Here is a 21,089-nt window from a genome sequence, read left to right on the forward strand (position 1 = left end):
TATTTTTCAGCGCCTTTTTGTCAAAATGTCAGTTTTTTGAAACAAGGCTAACCACGGGAAAACCGGAAATAAACCAAATGTGGAAAAGTTTAAAACAATAGAGATAAGGAGATCATAATGAATAAAATAGATTTAAAAGATATTTTACAAGAAAACTTGGCGGACGATAATCAAGATTATTTATCCATCCTAGGAGACGAGAAGGAGATGCTCAACGACCACACGGATATTCCTGACACTCTGCCAATTTTACCGCTACGGAACACGGTTCTGTTTCCCGGCGTCATAATTCCTATAAATATTGGTAGGGAAAAGTCACTGAAACTCATCCGGTACGTGTATAAAAGCAGCGTACCCTTCGGTGTTATAGCCCAGAGAGACACCAACACGGAAAATCCCAAACTGGAAGACCTATACACGATAGGCACAGTTGCCACCGTCTTGAAGATATTGGAAATGCCGGATGGAACAACGACGGCTATCATACAAGGGAAAAAGAGATTTGAACTTGATGATATCCTGTACGATGAACCCTATCACGTGGGAAAAATCATTGTTAAACAAGAGGACACGATCACGGAAGAAGACCAAGAGTATAATGCTATCGGAGAGGCTTTAAAAGACATGGCCTTGAAGATTGTAAAATACTCCAGCAACATCCCGAACGAGGCAGGATTCGCCTTGAAAAACATCGAGAGCATGTTATTCCTGATCAATTTCATTTCTTCGAACACGGATATTGACTACCGGAATAAACAGGAATTACTGGAAATTGACATCTTGAAAGAACGGGCAACTAAATTACTGGAACTTTTGGGCAAACAGGTCAAAATACTGGAACTCAAAGAGGATATCCAGAAGAAAGTGAAAGTCGATTTGGATAAACAGCAACGGGAATACCTACTCCACCAGCAGATGAAGACTATTCAGAACGAACTGGGAGCTAACCCGGTGGATGAAGATCTTCAAGAACTGGAAGAGGCAGCCCAAAAGAAGAAGTGGGGAAAGAACGTACAGGAAATTTTTGAAAAAGAACTTCAAAAACTAAAACGCCAAAATCCCTCCACCCCGGACTATTCCGTGCAATTCAATTACGTGAAAGAATTGACCGAGCTACCCTGGGAACACTATTCCGAGGACAATTTCGACTTGAAGAAAGCCTCTGAGATACTGGATGCCGATCATTACGGACTGGATAAGGTGAAAGAGAGAATTCTCGAATACCTCGCCGTACTGAAACTGAAAGGAGATATGAAATCCCCGATCCTGTGCCTGTACGGCCCCCCGGGAGTCGGCAAAACCTCTTTAGGAAAATCTGTTGCACGGGCACTTAACCGGGAGTTTGTACGTATGTCATTGGGTGGTTTACACGATGAATCCGAGATCCGGGGACACCGTCGTACCTATATTGGAGCCATGCCCGGACGAATCATTCAAAGTATCAAGAAAGCCGGCACGTCAAACCCGGTATTTATACTCGATGAAATCGATAAAGTCGGTCAGGATTTCCGGGGTGACCCACAGTCTGCCCTGTTGGAGGTTCTTGATCCGGAACAGAACACGACCTTCCACGATAACTACCTGGATATTGACTATGATTTATCGAAAGTCATGTTTATCGCCACGGCAAACGACATTTCAACAATCGCCGCCCCACTAAGGGATCGTATGGAAATGATCGAAGTAAGTGGTTATCTCATGGAAGAAAAAATAGAGATTGCCAAACGGCACCTGATCCCCAAACAACTGGTGAATCACGGGTTAAAAGCAGAACAAATCGAGTTCACGGATGATATATTAAATTTCATCATTGACAAATACACCCGAGAATCGGGAGTACGGGGATTGGATAAGACTTTGGCAAAGATCATGCGTCAAGTGGCAAAGAACGTGGCTCTGGACTCGTCTTTCACGATTAAACCGACAAAAACAACCGTGGAAGAATACCTAGGTACCCCTATCTTTACCCGGGAAGAATACCAAGGTAACGAATTACCCGGAGTGGTTACCGGTTTGGCATGGACAGCCGTGGGCGGTGAAATTCTTTACGTGGAATCAAGTATCAGCAAGGGCAAAGGCGTCCTAACCATGACAGGGAGCCTCGGTGATGTGATGAAAGAGTCTGCCACCTTGGCATTAGAATACATTAAATCGCATGCCGAAGAACTAGGCATCCAGCCCTCAGCCGTGGAAGAACACAACATCCACATTCACGTGCCGGCAGGTGCCGTACCGAAGGATGGTCCCTCGGCTGGTATCACCATGGTCACCTCGTTAGCCTCATCGCTAACCGGAAGAAAGGTAAAGAAAGCCCTCGCCATGACCGGAGAAATCACGTTGAGAGGTAAAGTTCTCCCCGTGGGTGGCATCCGGGAGAAAATCCTAGCTGCCAAACGTGCCGGAATCAAAGAAATCATCCTTTGCCGGGAAAACAAAAAAGACATTGACGAGATTAAAAAAGAATACGTCAAAGGCATTAAATTCCATTTCGTTGACCACATTCGGGAAGTATTGGACATTGCCTTGATCTAAAAGGAATCTACCCATTTTGAAGTGCATCTTAAAAATCAAATTTCGTTTTTAAGATGCACTTCGTTTTTTTCCCCCCTCACATGATGACACTATCTAAAATAAACACATAGCGGAATTGTAAATTTGAGCAAAGCGTAGCGAATTAGCTGAAAGAGCGTTCGTTACGCTTCGTTTTTCTATTGGGCAGAGCCAACGGAATGCCACCTCTAAGCCAAACGGTGCAGAAGTTCAGTTACCACCTCATTACCCCCGTAACGGGTGTAGATTTCTTGCTAAAAGGTTCTTTTACTGCGTTTTGCGGCGATTTGCATAGCTGTCGGTAACTCACTATAAACTAATTTTGTAACCAAAAAAAGGAGTGAGTTATGCGAAGTACATTCAAGGTCTTATTTTACGTGAAGAAAGGCAGCGAAAAGCCCAACAGCAACCTGCCACTGATGTGCCGCCTTACGGTGGACGGAGAGATTAAACAGTTCAGTTGCAAGATGGACGTTCCCCTGCGGTTGTGGGATGTGAAAAACAACCGTGCTTCGGGCAAGAGTGTCGAAGCGCAGAGAATCAACCTCGCGGTGGATAAAATCCGTGTGGAGGTAAACCGCCGCTACCAAGAACTGATGCAGACGGACGGGTATGTTACCGCCGCCAAGCTCAAAGACGCCTATCTCGGTATCGGCGTCAAGCAGGAAACCTTGCTGAAGCTGTTCGAGCAGCACAACGCCGAGTTCGCCAAAAAGGTCGGGCACAGCAGGGCGCAGGGGACATTCACCCGTTATCGGACGGTCTGCAACCACATTCGAGAGTTTCTGCCCCATACCTACAAGCGTGAGGACATTCCGCTAAAGGAACTCAACCTCACGTTCATCAACGACTTCGAGTATTTCCTGCGCACGGAGAAGAAATGCCGCACCAATACCGTGTGGGGCTACATGATTGTGTTGAAACACATCGTTTCCATAGCGAGGAACGACGGGCGTCTGCCGTTCAACCCCTTTGCAGGGTACATCAACTCTCCCGAAAGCGTGGATAGGGGCTACCTTACCCAAAAGGAGATACAGACGCTCATGGACGCACCGATGAAGAATACCTACCATGAACTTATACGGGACTTGTTCGTCTTTTCCGTGTTCACGGGTTTGGCGTATTCGGACGTGAAGAACCTCACCGCCGACCGCCTGCAAACATTCTTCGACGGCAACCTATGGATAATCACCCGACGGAAGAAAACCAATACAGAATCGAATATTCGCCTTTTGGACGTTCCCAAACGTATCATCGAGAAATACAAGGGACTTGCAAGGGACGGTCATGTTTTTCCCGTTCCGAGCAACGGCAGTTGCAACAAGATACTCAAAGATATAGGCAGACAATGCGGCTTCAAGGTGCGGCTAACCTATCATGTAGCCCGCCACACGAACGCCACGACCGTACTTCTGTCGCACGGCGTACCCATCGAAACGGTGAGCCGCCTATTGGGGCACACGAACATCAAGACCACGCAGATATACGCCAAAATCACCGCCCAGAAGATAAGCCAAGACATGGAAACCTTGTCGCACAAGTTAGAGGAGATGGAGAAGAACATCTGCCGAGCCATTTAGTCACCTTAAAACTGCATACCGATGAAAGAAGAAAGGAACATCATCACGATAGATGAATACGGCAATATCTCCCTGCCGACCGACATAGGCGCAACCGCCATGACCGAGTGGGAAATCTGCGAATTGTTCGGGGTTATCGCCCCGACGGTTCGGGCAGGGATAAAGGCACTCTGCAAGAGCGGGGTATTGAAAGAGTACGGCATCGAACGCCTTGTCCACCTATCGGACAGAAGCAGCATAGAGGTTTACGACCTCGAAACGATAGCCGCCCTTGCTTTCCGTATCGAATCGTTCGGGGCGGCGAAAGTACGCAAAGTGTTGTTGGAGCGGATAACGCACCGGCTAAAAGAGAAAACGACGGTTATCGTGTCTGTCGTTGCCGACACCGAGCCGAGCCGCCGATGGATGGCGTAACGGTCTGTCGGTCGGGGTATCAGTTCGTAATACGGTCATACCGTCGCACGGACGGAAAGGGGCTGTTTCCCGACCGCAGGAAAGCGGAGCAGTCATTCCCGTTTACAAAGGCGAAGCAAGCACGGGGCTTTCCGTCGGCTGCAAGGTCGGGCGGCTACGCCGTTAGGGGAACAATCTCCACCCTCATGCTTCGGGTAGTATTTTTCCCCTAAACCTTGCATCCGACCGCCCCGAGCAAAGAAGCCTTTGAAAACGGAAACGACCGCCCCGCCGCCCACCACCGACCGAAAGGGGAAATAATAAGGTGGGGTTATACGGGTAAGCAGGCGGCAGGGAGAGCCACCACAGAAAGACCGCCGACACGCCGCAGGGTATTTACGGAGAAAATACCGTAGCTTATTAGGGAATTTTCCGAGCCGCAATACTCCGTATCGCTGAAAATTCCCCAATAAGGCAAGGGGCAAGCCCCTCTGCACACCCCGTTGAGGACGGCATTTTGCCGCCCTCAAAGATAGTCAAGTTTATTGTTTCACAAGCTAAAAAAGAAAGGAATATATATGGGATTCGTAGTATTGCACATGGAAAAGGCGCACGGTTCCGACAGCGGAACGACCGCCCACATAGAGCGTTTCATCATCCCGAAGAACGCAGACCCCACACGGACGCACCTGAACCGAAAACTCGTTGCCTACCCCGACGGGATAAAAGACCGTTCGGCGGCTATCCGGAGAAGACTGGAAGAAGCGGGGCTGACACGCAAAATCGGAAACAACCAAGTACGGGCAATCCGAATCAACGTGTCGGGAACGCACGAGGACATGGAACGCATCGAAAGGGAAGGGCGTTTGGACGAGTGGTGCGCCGACAATATGAAATACCTCGCCGACACGTTCGGAAAGGAGAACATCGTGGCGGCGCACCTGCATCGGGACGAGGAAACGCCGCACATACACGTTACGCTCGTCCCCATCGTCAAGGGAGAGCGCAAGCGCAGGAAAAGGGAGGAGCAGGCGAAGAAGCGATACCGCAAGAAGCCGACCGACACCGTGAGGCTGTGTGCCGACGATATTATGACACGATTGAAATTAAAGTCCTACCAAGACACCTACGCCGAGGCGATGGCGAAATACGGGCTGCAAAGGGGCATAGACGGTTCAAAGGCACGGCACAAGTCCACGCAGCAGTATTACAATGAAACGAAGAAACTCGCCGACAGCCTCAAAGCGGAGGTGGTGGATTTGCAGCGTCAAAAAGAAACGGCACGGGAGGAACTCAAACGGGCGAAAAAAGAGATACAGACCGAGAAGCTGAAAGGGGCAGCCACGACCGCAGCCGCCAACATCGCCGAGAGCGTCGGTTCTCTTTTCGGCAGTAACAAGGTCAAGACGCTGGAGAGGGAGAACGCCGCCCTGCACAGGGAGGTAGCCACGCACGGGGAAGCCATCGAAGCCCTGCAAGCCCGAATACAGACCATGCAGACCGACCACAGCCGACAAATAGCTGAGATACAGCAGAAACACCGCAGGGAGATAGCGGACAAGGAAGCGAGGCACAAGCAGGAAATATCGTTTCTGAAAACGGTAATCGCAAGGGCGGCGGCATGGTTTCCTTATTTCCGTGAAATGCTCCGTATCGAAAACCTCTGCCGCCTTGTCGGGTTCAGCGACGGGCAGACGGCAACGCTCGTCAAGGGGAAGCCGTTGGAGTATGCAGGGGAACTTTACTCGGAGGAACACGGACGGAAATTCAAGACCGAAAAGGCTGGGGTTCAAGTGATGAAAGACCCCACGGACGGGACGAAATTGGTTCTTGCCATCGACCGAAAGCCCATTGCCGAGTGGTTCAAGGAGCAGTTCGACAAGCTAAGGCAGAGCATACACCGCCCTATACAGCCGCAAAGAAAAGGCAGAGGGATGAAGTTGTAGAAATATTAGGGATGGGTTTGCCCTTATCCCTAATATCTTACAGTTATAATTCGTTATATTGCATACTATACATATCAAAACCGTCAGCCCAATAATTTCGTTTGATTTCATTCAGTGTAAATCCTTGCTTTTCATAAAACTTATATGCTAATTGCGAGGTTCGGACTATTATTTTTTTGATACCGGGAATAGCTTTTAAAACTTCAATTCTATACATTAAAAGTTTTCTACCCAATGATTTGCCTTGATAGTCTGGATGTATAATATCCCAACTTATTTTTCCAATGGTTCTTTTTTCTGCAAAATTTATCCCACCGCATCCGACCACTTTCCCATCAACGAGCAAGACATAATAAAGCTCTATTTCTTTATCCAAATAATTGCTCAAATCATTGGTTTCCTCTTCTGCAAAGAAATCGGGTGTATTTAATTTGATTAAATTCATGACAGCTTCTTTATCTGTCATCAAATATTCTCTAACAACAATTGAATTATCTTGTATCATAGGACTTTCATTTGATTTCGGAAAGCAAAGATAGCAAATTTAGAGGCTAATAAGAAATCAAAATATTGCTTATTGAAAAAATAGTATTACCTTTGCATTTAGAAAGAGTTATTTGACAGCATAGCAACGCAAAACGCTGAAATTCGCACGGTTGCTAAATCGTTACCTCTATTCCTCAAATAATTCGCTAAAAGTTTATCTTTCAATCGGTTAAGTCGAACCTATAAAAATCTAAAATAGATAGTCTAAAATATTCAATCAATAACCCTCCCAATCATATTCGGAGCTATGAGAAAAGTAAAAAGCGATTCATTCTAATAATCAAGCAATTACTTTTACTTATTAGTTTTGCCTATCCATACATAGAATAATTCAATCAAATTTCTTGTTTTAATAAAAATAAATGATATATTTTTGTATCGAGAAAATAAAAACAAGAATCAATTATAAAAATAAAAAACAATGGAACCAATTATCAATTCACAACTTCCTGAATTCAAAGTTCAGGCATTTCACAACGGAGAGTTCAAAACAGTAAGTAGCGAAGACGTAAAAGGCAAGTGGGCAATTTTCTTTTTCTATCCCGCAGACTTTACTTTTGTTTGCCCGACCGAATTAGTTGACGTGGCAGAGAAATACGAACAATTCAAAGCAATGGGAGTAGAAGTTTACTCTGTAAGCACGGATTCTCATTTCGTACACAAAGCATGGCATGATGCTTCTGAAAGTATCCGTAAAATCAAATACCCGATGTTGGCTGACCCGACCGGAGTATTGAGCCGTGCCTTCGGCGTGATGATCGAGGAAGACGGGATGGCTTATCGCGGAACATTCGTGGTAAACCCGGAAGGAAAGATTAAAATTGCAGAAATCCACGACAACAACATCGGACGTAACGCTGACGAATTACTTCGGAAAGTTGAAGCTGCTCAATTCGTGGCAGAACACCCGAACGAAGTTTGCCCTGCAAAATGGAAAAAAGGTGCAAACACACTGAAACCGAGCATTGATTTGGTTGGTAAAATTTAAATAGTTCAAAGTTTAGAGTTTAGAATTTAAAGTGAAAACCATTCTAAACTCTAATTTTTACCCTTTAACCTCTAAACTTCATTTATATGCTAGATACCTCTTTGAAAGATCAACTTAAAAATATTTTCGCCGTTTTAGAGGCTCAATACACGTTGGACATCGCCGTGGCTCCTCACCACGAAAGTCGGCAGGAATTAACGGAAATGTTGGCTGACGTGGCAGAATGTTCAGATAAAATATCTTGCCAGATTAAAGAGGGAAAAGAACTGGAGTTCTCTTTACTGAAAAACGGAGAACCCACAGGCATCAAATTCCGGGGAGTCCCCAACGGACACGAGTTCACCTCCCTCCTGCTTGCCATCATGAATGCAGACGGGAAAGGGAAGAATTTTCCGGATGAGACCATCTGCAACCGGGTGAAAGCATTGAAAGGTCCTATACACCTGACAACCTACGTATCTTTAACTTGTACCAACTGTCCGGATGTCATACAAGCACTGAATGCCATGGCAACTTTAAACCCGCAAATCCATCACGAAATGGTCGACGGGGCAATCTACCAAGATGAAGTAGAAAAATTAAAGATACAAGGAGTACCTTCCGTGTTTGCGGATGGAAAACTCATCCATGTCGGAAGAGGGGAATTCGGTGAATTATTAAACAAACTTGAGGCTCAATACGGAATAGAAGAAAACACGTTAGAGGTAAAAGAAAAAAGTTATGATGTCATCGTTCTAGGAGGAGGACCGGCAGGATCGGCAGCCGCCATTTACTCCGCACGTAAGGGTTTGAACGTGGCCATCATAGCGGAACGTATCGGGGGACAAGTCAAAGAGACCGTGGGAATTGAAAACCTGATTTCCGTACCGGAAACAACAGGTAATCAATTGGCAGACAATTTACGGACACATTTACAATGTTACCCGATTGACCTGCTGGAACATCGGCAGATTGAAAAAATAGCATTAGAGGACAAACAAAAAATACTTTCCACGGCTACCGGGGAGAAATTCTCCGCACCGGCTGTTATCGTAGCTACCGGAGCCAGTTGGAGAAAACTGAACGTATCAGGTGAGGCCGAGTATATCGGTAGAGGCGTCGCGTTCTGCCCGCATTGTGACGGGCCATTCTACAAAGGCAAACACGTTGCAGTTGTAGGAGGGGGCAATTCAGGGATAGAAGCTGCCATTGATTTGGCAGGAATATGTTCAAAAGTTACCGTATTGGAATTTTTGGACAATTTAAAGGCCGATCAAGTGTTACAGGAAAAACTAAAAAGCTTACCCAACGTGGAAGTCTTTGTCAATTCGCAAACACTTGAAGTTATCGGCAACGGGGATAAGGTAACAGGCATCCAGGTAAAAGACCGGACTACCGAAGAGGTTCGTACCATTGAATTGGACGGAATTTTCGTTCAGATCGGTTTAATGCCTAATAGCGGCGTTTTCCGGGATGTAGTTGACACGAATCGAATGGGAGAAATCGCCATCGACACGCATTGCCGCACAAATATTCCGGGAATCTATGCCGCAGGAGATGTCTCCACCGTACCCTACAAACAAATCATCATCGCCATGGGAGAAGGAGCAAAAGCCGCACTTTCTGCTTTTGAGGATCGGATGCGAGGGGTGATTTGAACTAAAAGATAAAAGTTAAAAACTAGAAGTTAACCACACTTCTAGTTTTTTTTATTTTCATCTTCCAGGCCTTTGGTCAATGACTTTACCAGTTTATACTTATTAAAGAATTCTCTCAATATTACCCGCAAAACCGTATACCCCGGTATCGCCAAGATCATTCCCGGTATACCCGCCAGATTTCCCGCAATCAGTATCACCAAAAAGATCTCCATCGGGTGAGCGTGAACACTATTCCCGTAAATCAGAGGCTGTAACACCACGTTATCAATCAACTGGGTAATAATGAAAACGATACTCATGTATATCAACAAGGGAAATACCACCGTGTAGAAATCGACATCCACATTCGTCGCGATCCCAACAGACAATCCGAAAGCCGCCCCGATCAGAGGCCCGATGTAAGGAATTACATTCGTAATCCCCGTGATCAAACCAATCAACACCGCATTATTAAACGGTAGACCCACGATCGTCAATCCCAGTATATTCAAACCCATCACGATCAGCACCTCGAAGGTAATCCCGATAAAATAACGCATCAGTAATTTTTGAATCGAATCCAGCGCATTCCCCACGCCTTCCCCGTAACGTGTCGGCACGATGGTCAACAACATCCGGTAAAATAACTTGCTATCCTTCAAGAAAAAGAATGCCATAAACGTCACGGAAAACAAGGCTATAAAAATACTACTGATCGTACCCGCCAAAGAACCGAATATATTTTGAATCTGCGTGACATCCACCACCGACTTCAAGTTCGTCACGATATATTCCTTCACGTCCTGATCCGATTCAAGAATTCCAAACCGTTTCAATCCCTGCTCCAAATCGGCCAAAGGATCTTCCAGCTTGTTCACGATATTCGTGATACTAATATCACTCAACGACTGAAATTCTTGGCTCACTAACGGGATCACCGTGTAAAAGAAAAGGATAAATACAACCCAAATACAAATCAAAGCTATCGCGGCTCGCAAACCTCCCGGTATATGATACCCCTTAATTTCCAAGCGCTCCAAACAATTCATCACCGGTCGTCCCAAAAAAGAGATGATCACGGCAATCAAGATATAAGCTATTATGGAAGAAAAATACCAACACAAAAATCCCACAACCGCCAAAGCGAACCCTCCCAGACAATATTTTCCTATATTATTCATAATTCAATCTTTACAATGTAACAAACAACTCTCCGTTTACGACAAAAGCAACTTGACGTTACACATTTCCTAGCCCAAAAATAGATAAATAAATTTACTCTATAAGTACATAGGTATTATTTATGCGAAAAAAACATGGAAATCAAGAAAACATTTTTATCTTTGATTACGTTCTTTAATGGATAAATAACAAAATAAAGTCGTGTATGCTAAGAAAAGCTTGGGATCTATATTACGACGGATTCAGGAATATGCCCCGGTGGGGAAGAACTCTTTGGCTTATTATCATTATTAAGCTATGTATCATGTTTTTAGTCTTTAAACTTTGGTTAATGCCCAATTACTTGAACTCCCACTACGATAGTGCCGAGGAGAAAAGTAATCATGTTTTTGAAGAATTAACAACAAAACCTTAATATTATGCTTCTTGATCTGACAACAACCACTCTGGTGGAGTGGTCACGATGGCAATTTGCCATGACAGCAATCTACCATTACATGTTTGTACCCCTGACCTTGGGATTGGCCCTGATGCTCGCCATCATGGAAACTATGTGGGTAAAAACGGGTGATCAAAGTTGGCTGAATGCCACTAAATTCTGGATGAAACTGTTCGGTATTAACTTTGCCATCGGCGTGGCTACCGGGTTAATTCTGGAATTCCAGTTCGGAACAAACTGGTCAAACTACTCTTGGTTCGTGGGAGATATTTTCGGCGCCCCGCTGGCCATTGAAGGAATTATAGCATTCTTCTTAGAATCCACCTTCGTGGCTGTCATGTTTTTTGGCTGGAATAAAGTAAGCAAACGCTTCCATCTGGTTTCAACCTGGATGGTATTTGTCGGGGCAAACATTTCTGCACTATGGATTCTGGTTGCCAATGCTTGGATGCAGAATCCCGTCGGCATGGAATTCAACCCGCTGACGGCCAGAAATGAAATGGATGATTTTTGGGCAATTCTCTTCTCTCCCACCGCAATCAGTAAATTTACCCACACGGTAACTTCGGCCTACACGCTCTCGGCCTGTTTCGTGGTAGGAGTGAGTTCATGGTTTATCCTGAAGAAAAGGAATCTTGAATTCGCTCGTAAGAGTATCATGCTTGCCTCCGTGTTCGGGTTAATCAGTATTCTGCTCACCATGTACACGGGAGACTCCAGCGCGCAGGATGTAACCAAGACACAACCCATGAAATTCGCCGCCATGGAGGGCCTGAACGAGGGTGGTAATGGGGTAGAATTCACCGTAATCGGTATTCCGACAAACGATCCGTCATTACCGACTCCCAAGATGAAAAAAATGGAATACGCAATACATGTTCCTAAAATGCTTTCCTTCTTGGGGTATCATGATTTCAACGCCTATATTCCCGGTATTCAAAATATTTTAGATGGTTACACCTCACAAGAAGGTATCACCTATCCCTCTTTGGAACAACGTATGGCTAACGGCCGCACCGCCATCGATGCCTTGAAAACATATAAGCAAGCCGTCAAGGACGAAAACCATCCCCTTGCCGACAGCACGTTGCAAGTCTTTAAAGCCAACTATTCCGACTTCGGGTACGGCTACTTGTCATCCCCGTATGACGCCATACCTCACGTGCCGCTCATATTCTTCAGTTTTCGAATCATGGTCGGTCTGGGTATGTTATTCACACTTCTATTCATTCTTTCCCTGTGGTATGCAAAGAAGAGAAAATTCGAGAAATTCAAACTCATTCCCTACTTGGCTCTTGTCTGCGTTCCCTTGGCTTACATCGCCTCCCAATGCGGTTGGATCGTGGCTGAAGTTGGTCGCCAACCTTGGGTCGTACAGGATCTGATGCCCACGAATGTCGCCGTTACCAAAATAGCGTCCGACTGGGTAATGACCACATTCTGGATGTTTGCCATACTTTTCACCGTCCTGCTAATTGCAGAACTGAAAATTATGTTCCACCAGATAAAAAAAGGACCGGAAAATCATTAAAATCTAAAATCATAAATCATAAATCGCAAATGAATATGGAATTTCTTCAACATTATTGGTGGATTTTAATATCATTACTTGGCGGATTGCTCGTATTCCTGTTGTTCGTACAAGGAGGACAAACACTATTATATACCATTGCCAAGACTGACGATGAACGCAATCTGTTGGTCAACAGTTTAGGACGTAAGTGGGAATTCACGTTCACAACATTAGTCGTGTTCGGGGGTGCATTTTTTGCCAGTTTCCCGCTATTCTATTCAACCAGTTTCGGGGGAGCTTACCTCGCTTGGATGGTTGTATTGTTCTGTTTCGTGATGCAGGCCGTTTCCTACGAGTATCGCCGGAAAGCCGGGAACCTGCTCGGGGAAAAAACATACAACATATTCCTGATCATTAACGGGGTCATCGGCACCATCTGTATCGGTGCCGTTGTCGGCTCTTTCTTCACGGGCAACCCGTTTAAACTGGGGGAAATGAATGATGTTACCTGGATGAGTCCCTGGAGAGGAATCGAGGTGTTGTTCAATGTCGCAAACCTCTGTCTGGGTCTAGCCATTTTCTTCTTGGCCCGTACATTAGCCTCTCTCTATTTTATGAATAACATCAAACACGACGTGATCTATGAGAGAAGTAAAAAACAAGTATTATACAACTCCATTCCGTTCGTGGTATTCCTACTCGCCTTCCTAGCCATCATATTATTAGGCAAAGGTTACGCAATCATGGAAGACAAGAGCATCCAGCTCGTCCCGTACAAATATTTTCACAACCTGCTGGAAATGCCTTTGAACACGCTTATTTTATTGATCGGTGTTGTCGGAGTTTTATTCGGAATCATCCAATCCATCTTGAAACCCCACTGGAGAAAAGGGATTTGGTTTTCCGGAATCGGAATCGTCTTGGCTGTAATCGCCTTGTTTATCGTGGCAGGATTCAATAACACGGCATTCTACCCGTCATACACGGATCTCAATTCGTCATTGACCATTTACAATGCCTCGTCCTCCCTCTACACGTTGAAAACCATGGCATACGTGTCACTGGCCTCACCGATCGTGCTGGCCTATATATTCTACGCTTGGCGGGCTCTCAACAAAAAACAAATTGACATACAGGATGTGAAAGACGACCACCACGCGTATTAAGATAAAAACTAAAAGATAAAAGTTAAAAAATAAAAGATGAAAGCCGGGAAACATTTTCCACTTTTACCTTTTATTTTTTAACTTTTATCTTTCTTCTTATATGTAAAAAAGGGCTGTTTCCAGCCCTTTTTTACATATAAGAAGAATTGTCCCAACAATGAGTACAAAGCTCCTCTTTCGGCAATCCAATTGCCTTCACAATATCTTCCAGACGTTGGAACTTTAATGAATCCAACTGTAAATGTTGAGCCATCACGTCCAGCATCTTCTTGTACTTCTCCGAATCGGGATCGGTATATGGTTTCAATATCTCTTCCGTCAAATCGGAGGTACCTTCCAAATCCCGGATCACCCGACGGGTAAACAAGTCAAAATTAGAACGGGAAGAGGAGAAATTCAAGAACGCACAAGGATAAACCAGAGGCGGACAAGCAATCCGCATATGCACCTCTTTTACCCCACATTCTTTCAATTTCACCACGTTATCCTTCAACTGGGTTCCCCGCACGATTGAATCATCCAGGAACAGAATCCGGGCATCCCGCGTAAATGCCTCGTTAGGCAACAATTTCATCTTGGCCACCAGATCCCGCATCGCCTGATTTTGCGGCATAAAACTACGGGGCCATGTCGGAGTGTACTTCACGAACGGACGCTTGTACGGCAAGCAACGGGCATTCGAGTAACCAATCGCATGGCCGACTCCCGAATCGGGTATTCCCGCCACGTAATCCACCTTCACGTCATCCCGTTCGGCAATAGCCGCTCCACAACGATAACGAGCATCTTCCACGTTAATCCCCTCGTAATATGAAGAAGGGTAACCGTAATATACCCACAAAAAAGAACAAATCTGTTTCTTGCATCCCGGGGTCGTCACTTGCGTGATCCCATCCCGGGTAATCTGCAAAGCCTCCCGCGGCTGAATATCCCGCACAATCGTGTATCCCAGATTCGTGAACGAAGAACTTTCGCTGGCCACTACATAACCATGCTCATTTTTTCCCAGAATAATCGGCGTACGACCATATTTATCCCGAGCCGCATAAATCCCCGTCTCCGTCAGGATCAAAAAGGAGCAAGACCCCTTGACCTTGTTATACACGTTCTCGATTCCCTCCTTAAACGTATTCCCGGCATTAATCAACATGGCCACCGCCTCTGTCGGGTTCACCGTCGAACTCGACAATTCGGCAAAATGCTTTCGTTCCTTCAGAAACTCATCTACAATCTCGTCCAAGTTAGCCAAACGTCCGACCACCACGACAGCGAACCGTCCTAAATGCGAGGTCACCGTGATGGGCTGGGATTCCATATCACTGATCACCCCGATTCCCAAGTTAGACCCGGCGAAACGATCCAGTTCCGGTTCAAACTTATTCCGAAAATAGGCACTCTCCAAGCTATGGATGGAGCGATTAAAATCCGCCCCGTTATAAAAAGCCAATCCCGCACGTTTCGTCCCCAGATGAGAATGGTAATCCGTGCCATAAAACACGTCAGCAACACAATCTTTACGAGATACACAGCCAAAAAATCCGCTCATACTTCAATATCTTTTTGTAATTATTTCTCTTCAATCTTCTCTTTCGCGGCCTGTAAAGCCAAATCGAATTTCGGATAAATATTCTCAACCCCGACAAGCTCACCGATTCCCCCCTTTAACAAATCCTTTTTCACCGGTTCACTCACCCCTGACAAAACGATATACGTACCCTCGTTCTTTAATTGAAGAATCGTCTCTTTTAGGTTCTTCAACCCGGTAGAATCCACGAAAGGCACATGACGCATACGAATAATCAAGACTTCGTAATTCACGCCCAAGTTACGAATTGTTTCACAATATGTCTTTGCCGACCCGAAGAAAAATGGCCCGCTAACCTCGTATATACCCAAACCTTTCGGCAGATTCTTGTAATTTTCAAGCACATCACTATCCATATTTGTGGCTCCGATAATCTCTTTCGGGGCGTTATCCGCCATACGTTTCATAAATAACAGGGCAGCCAACACAACCCCGATTTCAATCGCCACGGTCAGATCGACTAGCACGGTCAGGAAGAACGTCACCAGCAAAATCACCACATCGGACATCGATGCCCGCAGGATAGAACGGAATGACCGCCATTCACTCATGTTATAAGACACCACAATCAGGATTCCCGCCAGACATGACATCGGAATCAAGGACGCCCATTTCCCGAAGAACAACATGATCAGCAATAGCACCACGGCATGCGTGATACCGGCAATCGGAGTACGTCCCCCGTTCTTCACGTTGGTTGCCGTACGGGCAATGGCTCCCGTGGCAGGAATACCACCAAACAAAGGTGAGGCAATATTAGCAATCCCCTGGGCTATCAACTCTGTATTCGAACGATGATGCCCGCTGATCATACCATCGGCAACTACCGCCGACAGCAAGGACTCAATAGCTCCCAAAATGGCAATCGTCATAGCAGGCTGCAAGTAATGAGACAACTGTCCCCACTCGATTGACGGGAACACCGGGGTCAAATTACATTTAATCTCCCCGAACTCGGAACCGATCGTCGTCACCGCACCTTCCGGCAAAAGGAATACCACGATAGGCGTCACCACCAATATAGCCACGAACGAACCCGGCACCTTACTTGTAATCTTCGGCATATACACCGCAATCAACACGGTCACGATCGTGATTCCCACGGCATACCAGTTCACGGTATCTATTCCCCCGAAATAAGCACCCCATTTACCAATAAAACTCCCCGGCACGTCCGTCAGTGTCAGTCCCAGTGCATTCGATATTTGCGTGGAGAAAATCGTCAAGGCGATACCGGAAGTAAAACCGACAATCAACGGGTGAGGAATAAACTTCAGTAACGTCCCCAACCGCAGCATACCGAACCCGATCATGATCACCCCGGCAAATATCGTTGAAATAATCATCCCGTCCAGACCATAATCATTTACAATCCCGTAGACAATAACGATAAAAGCTCCCGTGGGGCCACCGATCTGTACCCGGCTACCACCAAAGAATGAAATGAGAAATCCGGCCACGATAGCCGTTATAATTCCCTTTTCAGGAGAAACACCCGAGGCCACGGCAAAAGCGATTGCCAACGGTAAGGCCACGATACCTACCACGATTCCGGCAAGAATATCTTTCGATAAATTCTTCTTTACCGAACCGTCTTTAATTAATCCGAATAATTTCGGACTAAACACCTTTTCCATACTATTATACCCTTAATTTTAAAACGCACAAAGGTATATATTAATTTCAAATTCAAGGCTCCGAAATTAATAGAAATTAATAATCCCGCCATTCACAAGATTATTTCCTGTAAATCACGAAATTATCTCCATGTCAAATATGAAATACCTGGCTAAAGAAATGTTTCAATTCCCCTTTGGACACAGCCCCGCATCCCACTTGCGGCTGGCCTTCCACCGGAACAAACATCAAGGTCGGGATGCTCCGCACGTTGAAGGCCTTTACCAACTCCTTCTCCATATCGCTATCCACCTTGTAAATATCAACTTTCCCCTCGTACTCCCGCTGCAACTCTTCCAGGATCGGGGCTATGGTCTTACATGGGACACACCAGTTCGTGTAGAAATCTATCACAACCGGACGCTCCCCCTCAAATCTGTACATCCTCTCATTCTGATAGTCAAACACTTTCCGCTTAAAACTATCCTTTGTCAAATGCTCGATCATAGTCATATTGTTACAAATTAATAAGTACATGAATCATACGCACTATTCCCACAACAAGTTACAAGTTCTTTCCCAACCCTGTTCCCCAATTGCATTCTTTATCGTATCTTTGGAAAATCATTATAAAACACGATAACACATGAAAATTCTTGGAAATATCATCTGGGTCCTGTTCGGCGGTTTCTTCATCGCACTAGAATACTTTGTATCCAGTATCGGCTTGTTTATCACGATCATCGGAATACCTTTCGGAATACAAACCCTAAAACTCGGAGTGCTGGCCCTCTGGCCTTTCGGCAGCCAAGTGGTAGACATCCCGCAAAGTAGCGGTTGTCTTTCCTTCCTCATGAATGTCATCTGGTTCTTCATAGGGGGAGTATGGATATTCCTGTCCCATCTCCTTTTCGGGGTAATCTTCTGCATCACCATCATCGGTATCCCCTTCGGTATGCAACATTTCAAACTAGCCCGCTTAGCCATCACCCCCTTCGGTCACGACGTTCTATAAAAAAGCGGGCCCCATCCCTAAGGCCCGCTCGTCTGATAAAAAGCTCTAAACAATTGTCCAAAGCCAAACTAAAAATTCAGTGATCTCCCATTAATTGATTCTCGATTTACGATTTATGATTTTAGATTCCAACCGCACAAAGCTGATCTTTTAATTATAAATCGTCAATCATAAATCTAAAATTCCTAAATTCCCTTCAACGCCTTCAGCGTTTTCTCGGTTTCTGCATTTGAAGGACGAGTCATGTTCGCGTTCACCACCTTACCCTCTTTGTCCAAAAGAATAAAACGAGGAATATACTTCACCCCGAAAGCGTCCATGAATGCCCGGTCTCCGCCATTATGCAACTGAACTCCTTCTAATCCTTTCTCTTTCACCATTTTCTCCCATGCAGCTTTATCCTTGTCGCAAGAGATACTCACGAACACGATCTTCTTACCGTGCATTTTCTTCTCCAACTCCTTCAAATGAGGAAGTTCTCCCGTGCAAGGTCCGCACCACGTAGCCCATATATCAATGTAAACATACTTACCCTTCAAATCACTCAAGGATACTTCCTTACCGTTAATATCCAAATACTTAAACGTAGGAGCTTGATCTCCTTCTTTTAACTCTTTTTTCTCTTGTGCATTCACCGTAACAAATGACAACAAGATCAACATACAGGATAAATAATGCTTTAATCTCATAGCTTTTCTTTGTTTATTTTTTTATTGTAACACAAAGCTAAGGATTAAAACTCAGACCTATATCACGTAAAAAAGGTTTTAAGATAGATTTAATACAACCCCCTATTTTTTATCCACGATCACCCGGAAGTTATCGTCCAGACGCAGGACTCCGCTAAACGTACTACCGTCCTCATTTTTAAAGCCATTCAGCGACCCTGTTTTACCTTTCAACACCAAAGCCTCGACTTGCTTCTGTGTTAATTTTTTCCCAAAAAATTCCATAGGAATAATAAAGTCACACGATTTCCTATACAGGCTACACCCCCAGGCCGCCCGTCCCTTGATAATCTCACCGTTTCCGCATTTCGGACATTTCAACACGACGGGGTCCGCGGGAGCTTTTTCCTTTTTCGGGGCTTTCTCTTTCGTGGCCGTTTCTTTTTTCGCCTCTTCTGCCACCTCTACGGTGATCGCTTTCCGGGGCGAACACTTCACCACGTGTACCAGTTCGTTCACCATCACCTTCAACTCCTCCATAAAATCCGACACGTTATAAGTCCCCTCCTCGATCATCCGCAATTTCTTCTCCCATTGCCCGGTCAACTCGGCCGACTTCAACAGGTCATTCTGAATCGTATCAATCAGTTCAACACCCGTGGCTGTTGCCACCAACCGCTTTTTATCCTTCCGAATATACCCTCTTTTCAATAACGTCTCGATAATCCCCGCCCGGGTAGACGGACGTCCGATCCCATTCTCCTTCATCAGATCCCTGAGTTCCTCGTCTTCCACCTGTTTTCCGGCAGTCTCCATCGCCCGCAACAAATCCGCCTCCGTGTAATACTTCGGTGGCTGCGTTTCCTTCTCCTGCAATTCGGGCGTGTGCGGTCCCTTCTCCCCGACTTCATACACGGGCAACACGTTCTCATCACTCTGTTTGTTCGATGCCGCAGGAAATACTACCCGCCAAGCCGGGTCAATAATCTGTTTTCCGGTCGCCTTGAACTCGTTCACCCCGACCTGTGCCATAACCGTCGTGTTCGCGATCTCGCAATCCGGATAGAACACCGCAATAAACCGTCGGGCCACCAAATCATACACCCGCTTTTCATCCGGGGTCATATCATAGCTGAAAACTCCTGTCGGGATAATAGCATGGTGATCCGTGATTTTTTTGTCGTTGAACACCTTCGGAGACTTGCGTATTTTACTCCCGTTAATAATCGGGTCGATCAACGTGACGTATGGTTTCAGCCCCTTCAAAATCCCGGGGACTTTGGGATATATATCATTCGGTAAGAAATTCGTATCTACACGGGGATAAGTTGTCAACTTTTTCTCGTACAACGACTGGATGATTTTCAAAGTCGTATCCGCCGAGAAAGCAAACTTCCGGTTACACTCCACCTGCAACAACGTCAAATCGAACAATTTCGGAGGGTGTTCCATGGCCTTTTTGCGCTCCACACTCTTGATTTCCAACTCCAAAGGTAGAATCTCCTGCATGAAAGCCTCTGCCTCTTCCTTTACCGTGAAACGTCCTTTCGTGTAAGAGAACCAACCTCCCCGGTAATCCGTCCGTACCTCCCAATAAGTTTCCGGTTTGAACTGTTCTATCGCTTTCTGCCGATCGACAATCAGAGCCAACGTCGGGGTCTGTACCCGCCCGATCGACAACACGTTCTTCCCGTTCCCGTAGCGCAACGTGTAAGCTCTCGTGGCATTCATCCCCAACAGCCAGTCCCCGATCGCCCGGGCTGACCCGGCAGCGTATAGCGTGTCAAAATCCTTCGACGACATCAACTTGGCAAACCCGTCCCGGATCGCCTCTTCCGTCAACGAAGAAATCCATAACCGCATCACCGGAGCCTTGCACTTTGCCTTCGTAAGCACCCAGCGCTGGATCAACTCCCCTTCCTGCCCCGCATCACCGCAATTAATCACCATCTCCGCCCGGTTGAACAACTCTTCTATAATGGCAAACTGCCGTTTGATCCCCTCATCATCAATCAACTTGATCCGGAACGAGGACGGAATCATCGGCAACATACTTAAATTCCACTGCCTCCACTTTTCCGTGTACTCGTGCGGTTCCTGTAACGAACAAAGATGCCCGAATGTCCACGTCACACAATAGTCATTCCCCTCGAAATAACCATTCCGACGTACTTTGGCTCCCAGAACCTCTGCTATCTCCTTCGCCACACTCGGCTTTTCCGCTATACAAACACGCATCGATTAATTTTAGATTTAAAAATTCTGAGATTTAATGATTTCCA

General features: G+C 45.7%; 17 protein-coding genes. 10 read left to right on the forward strand and 7 right to left on the reverse strand.

Features of this window, described 5'->3' with window-relative positions; translation table 11 throughout:
• The first annotated feature begins 117 nt into the window (after positions 1–117).
• From lon to mobV, 4 genes are all read left to right on the forward strand, one after another.
• Positions 118–2,532, forward strand: a complete 2,415-nt coding sequence (gene lon / locus AB5542_RS01625) for an endopeptidase La (RefSeq protein ID WP_279040486.1) — start codon at positions 118–120, stop codon at positions 2,530–2,532.
• Between the two features lie 365 nt (positions 2,533–2,897).
• Positions 2,898–4,130 (forward strand): site-specific integrase, encoded by a 1,233-nt coding sequence (locus AB5542_RS01630; protein WP_340279511.1) that lies wholly within the window; start codon positions 2,898–2,900, stop codon positions 4,128–4,130.
• A 21-nt stretch (positions 4,131–4,151) separates the two neighbouring features.
• The gene (locus AB5542_RS01635; RefSeq protein ID WP_340279510.1) at positions 4,152–4,544 is read left to right on the forward strand and encodes a hypothetical protein; all 393 of its coding nucleotides are present in this window, start codon (positions 4,152–4,154) and stop codon (positions 4,542–4,544) included.
• A gap of 557 nt (positions 4,545–5,101) precedes the next feature.
• Entirely contained in the window at positions 5,102–6,469 is a 1,368-nt protein-coding gene (gene mobV / locus AB5542_RS01640) for a MobV family relaxase (protein ID WP_288215282.1), read from the forward strand.
• Positions 6,470–6,512: 43 nt separating this feature from the next.
• On the opposite strand, the gene AB5542_RS01645 is transcribed toward mobV, so the two are convergent.
• Positions 6,513–6,974: a GNAT family N-acetyltransferase gene (locus tag AB5542_RS01645; protein WP_195425928.1), complete on the reverse strand. Its 462-nt coding sequence runs from the start codon at positions 6,972–6,974 to the stop codon at positions 6,513–6,515.
• A 462-nt stretch (positions 6,975–7,436) separates the two neighbouring features.
• Between AB5542_RS01645 and ahpC the strand changes: the two genes are divergently transcribed.
• Both ahpC and ahpF read left to right on the forward strand, forming a co-directional pair.
• Positions 7,437–8,003 (forward strand): alkyl hydroperoxide reductase subunit C, encoded by a 567-nt coding sequence (gene ahpC / locus AB5542_RS01650; protein ID WP_087422626.1) that lies wholly within the window; start codon positions 7,437–7,439, stop codon positions 8,001–8,003.
• Positions 8,004–8,089: 86 nt separating this feature from the next.
• Positions 8,090–9,640, forward strand: coding sequence for an alkyl hydroperoxide reductase subunit F (gene ahpF / locus AB5542_RS01655; protein WP_279039456.1), 1,551 nt, complete (start codon positions 8,090–8,092; stop codon positions 9,638–9,640).
• Positions 9,641–9,681: 41 nt separating this feature from the next.
• Here the strand turns inward: ahpF and AB5542_RS01660 are convergent, their stop codons facing one another.
• Complete coding sequence (locus AB5542_RS01660; protein WP_087422628.1) at positions 9,682–10,803, reverse strand: AI-2E family transporter; 1,122 nt, start codon at positions 10,801–10,803, stop codon at positions 9,682–9,684.
• 206 nt (positions 10,804–11,009) lie between these two features.
• Between AB5542_RS01660 and AB5542_RS01665 the strand changes: the two genes are divergently transcribed.
• From AB5542_RS01665 to cydB, 3 genes are read left to right on the forward strand one after another with little or no spacing between them, the layout of a single operon-like run.
• The gene (locus AB5542_RS01665) at positions 11,010–11,219 is read left to right on the forward strand and encodes a DUF4492 domain-containing protein (protein WP_027201765.1); all 210 of its coding nucleotides are present in this window, start codon (positions 11,010–11,012) and stop codon (positions 11,217–11,219) included.
• A 4-nt stretch (positions 11,220–11,223) separates the two neighbouring features.
• The gene (locus AB5542_RS01670; protein ID WP_279039458.1) at positions 11,224–12,774 is read left to right on the forward strand and encodes a cytochrome ubiquinol oxidase subunit I; all 1,551 of its coding nucleotides are present in this window, start codon (positions 11,224–11,226) and stop codon (positions 12,772–12,774) included.
• Positions 12,775–12,803: 29 nt separating this feature from the next.
• Complete coding sequence (cydB, locus tag AB5542_RS01675; protein ID WP_118305420.1) at positions 12,804–13,922, forward strand: cytochrome d ubiquinol oxidase subunit II; 1,119 nt, start codon at positions 12,804–12,806, stop codon at positions 13,920–13,922.
• 130 nt (positions 13,923–14,052) lie between these two features.
• Here cydB and AB5542_RS01680 read toward each other — a convergent pair whose 3' ends face one another.
• From AB5542_RS01680 to AB5542_RS01690, 3 genes are all read right to left on the reverse strand, one after another.
• Positions 14,053–15,468 carry an amidophosphoribosyltransferase gene (locus AB5542_RS01680; protein WP_087422631.1) on the reverse strand — a complete coding sequence of 472 codons (1,416 nt, stop codon included), beginning with the start codon at positions 15,466–15,468 and terminating at the stop codon, positions 14,053–14,055.
• A gap of 20 nt (positions 15,469–15,488) precedes the next feature.
• On the reverse strand, positions 15,489–17,144 hold the full coding sequence (locus tag AB5542_RS01685; RefSeq protein WP_087422632.1) for a SulP family inorganic anion transporter: 1,656 nt from the start codon (positions 17,142–17,144) through the stop codon (positions 15,489–15,491).
• A gap of 133 nt (positions 17,145–17,277) precedes the next feature.
• Positions 17,278–17,637, reverse strand: a complete 360-nt coding sequence (locus tag AB5542_RS01690) for a thioredoxin family protein (RefSeq protein WP_229128374.1) — start codon at positions 17,635–17,637, stop codon at positions 17,278–17,280.
• Between the two features lie 133 nt (positions 17,638–17,770).
• Between AB5542_RS01690 and AB5542_RS01695 the strand changes: the two genes are divergently transcribed.
• On the forward strand, positions 17,771–18,139 hold the full coding sequence (locus AB5542_RS01695; protein ID WP_087422634.1) for a YccF domain-containing protein: 369 nt from the start codon (positions 17,771–17,773) through the stop codon (positions 18,137–18,139).
• Positions 18,140–18,324: 185 nt separating this feature from the next.
• Here the strand turns inward: AB5542_RS01695 and AB5542_RS01700 are convergent, their stop codons facing one another.
• On the reverse strand, positions 18,325–18,828 hold the full coding sequence (locus AB5542_RS01700; RefSeq protein WP_087422635.1) for a TlpA family protein disulfide reductase: 504 nt from the start codon (positions 18,826–18,828) through the stop codon (positions 18,325–18,327).
• Between the two features lie 102 nt (positions 18,829–18,930).
• Positions 18,931–21,045: a type IA DNA topoisomerase gene (locus AB5542_RS01705; protein WP_279039463.1), complete on the reverse strand. Its 2,115-nt coding sequence runs from the start codon at positions 21,043–21,045 to the stop codon at positions 18,931–18,933.
• Positions 21,046–21,089: the final 44 nt, after the last annotated feature.

This window comes from Butyricimonas sp. RTP31003st1_G1_RTP31003_210430, assembly GCF_040920905.1.
GTDB lineage: Bacteria > Bacteroidota > Bacteroidia > Bacteroidales > Marinifilaceae > Butyricimonas > Butyricimonas paravirosa.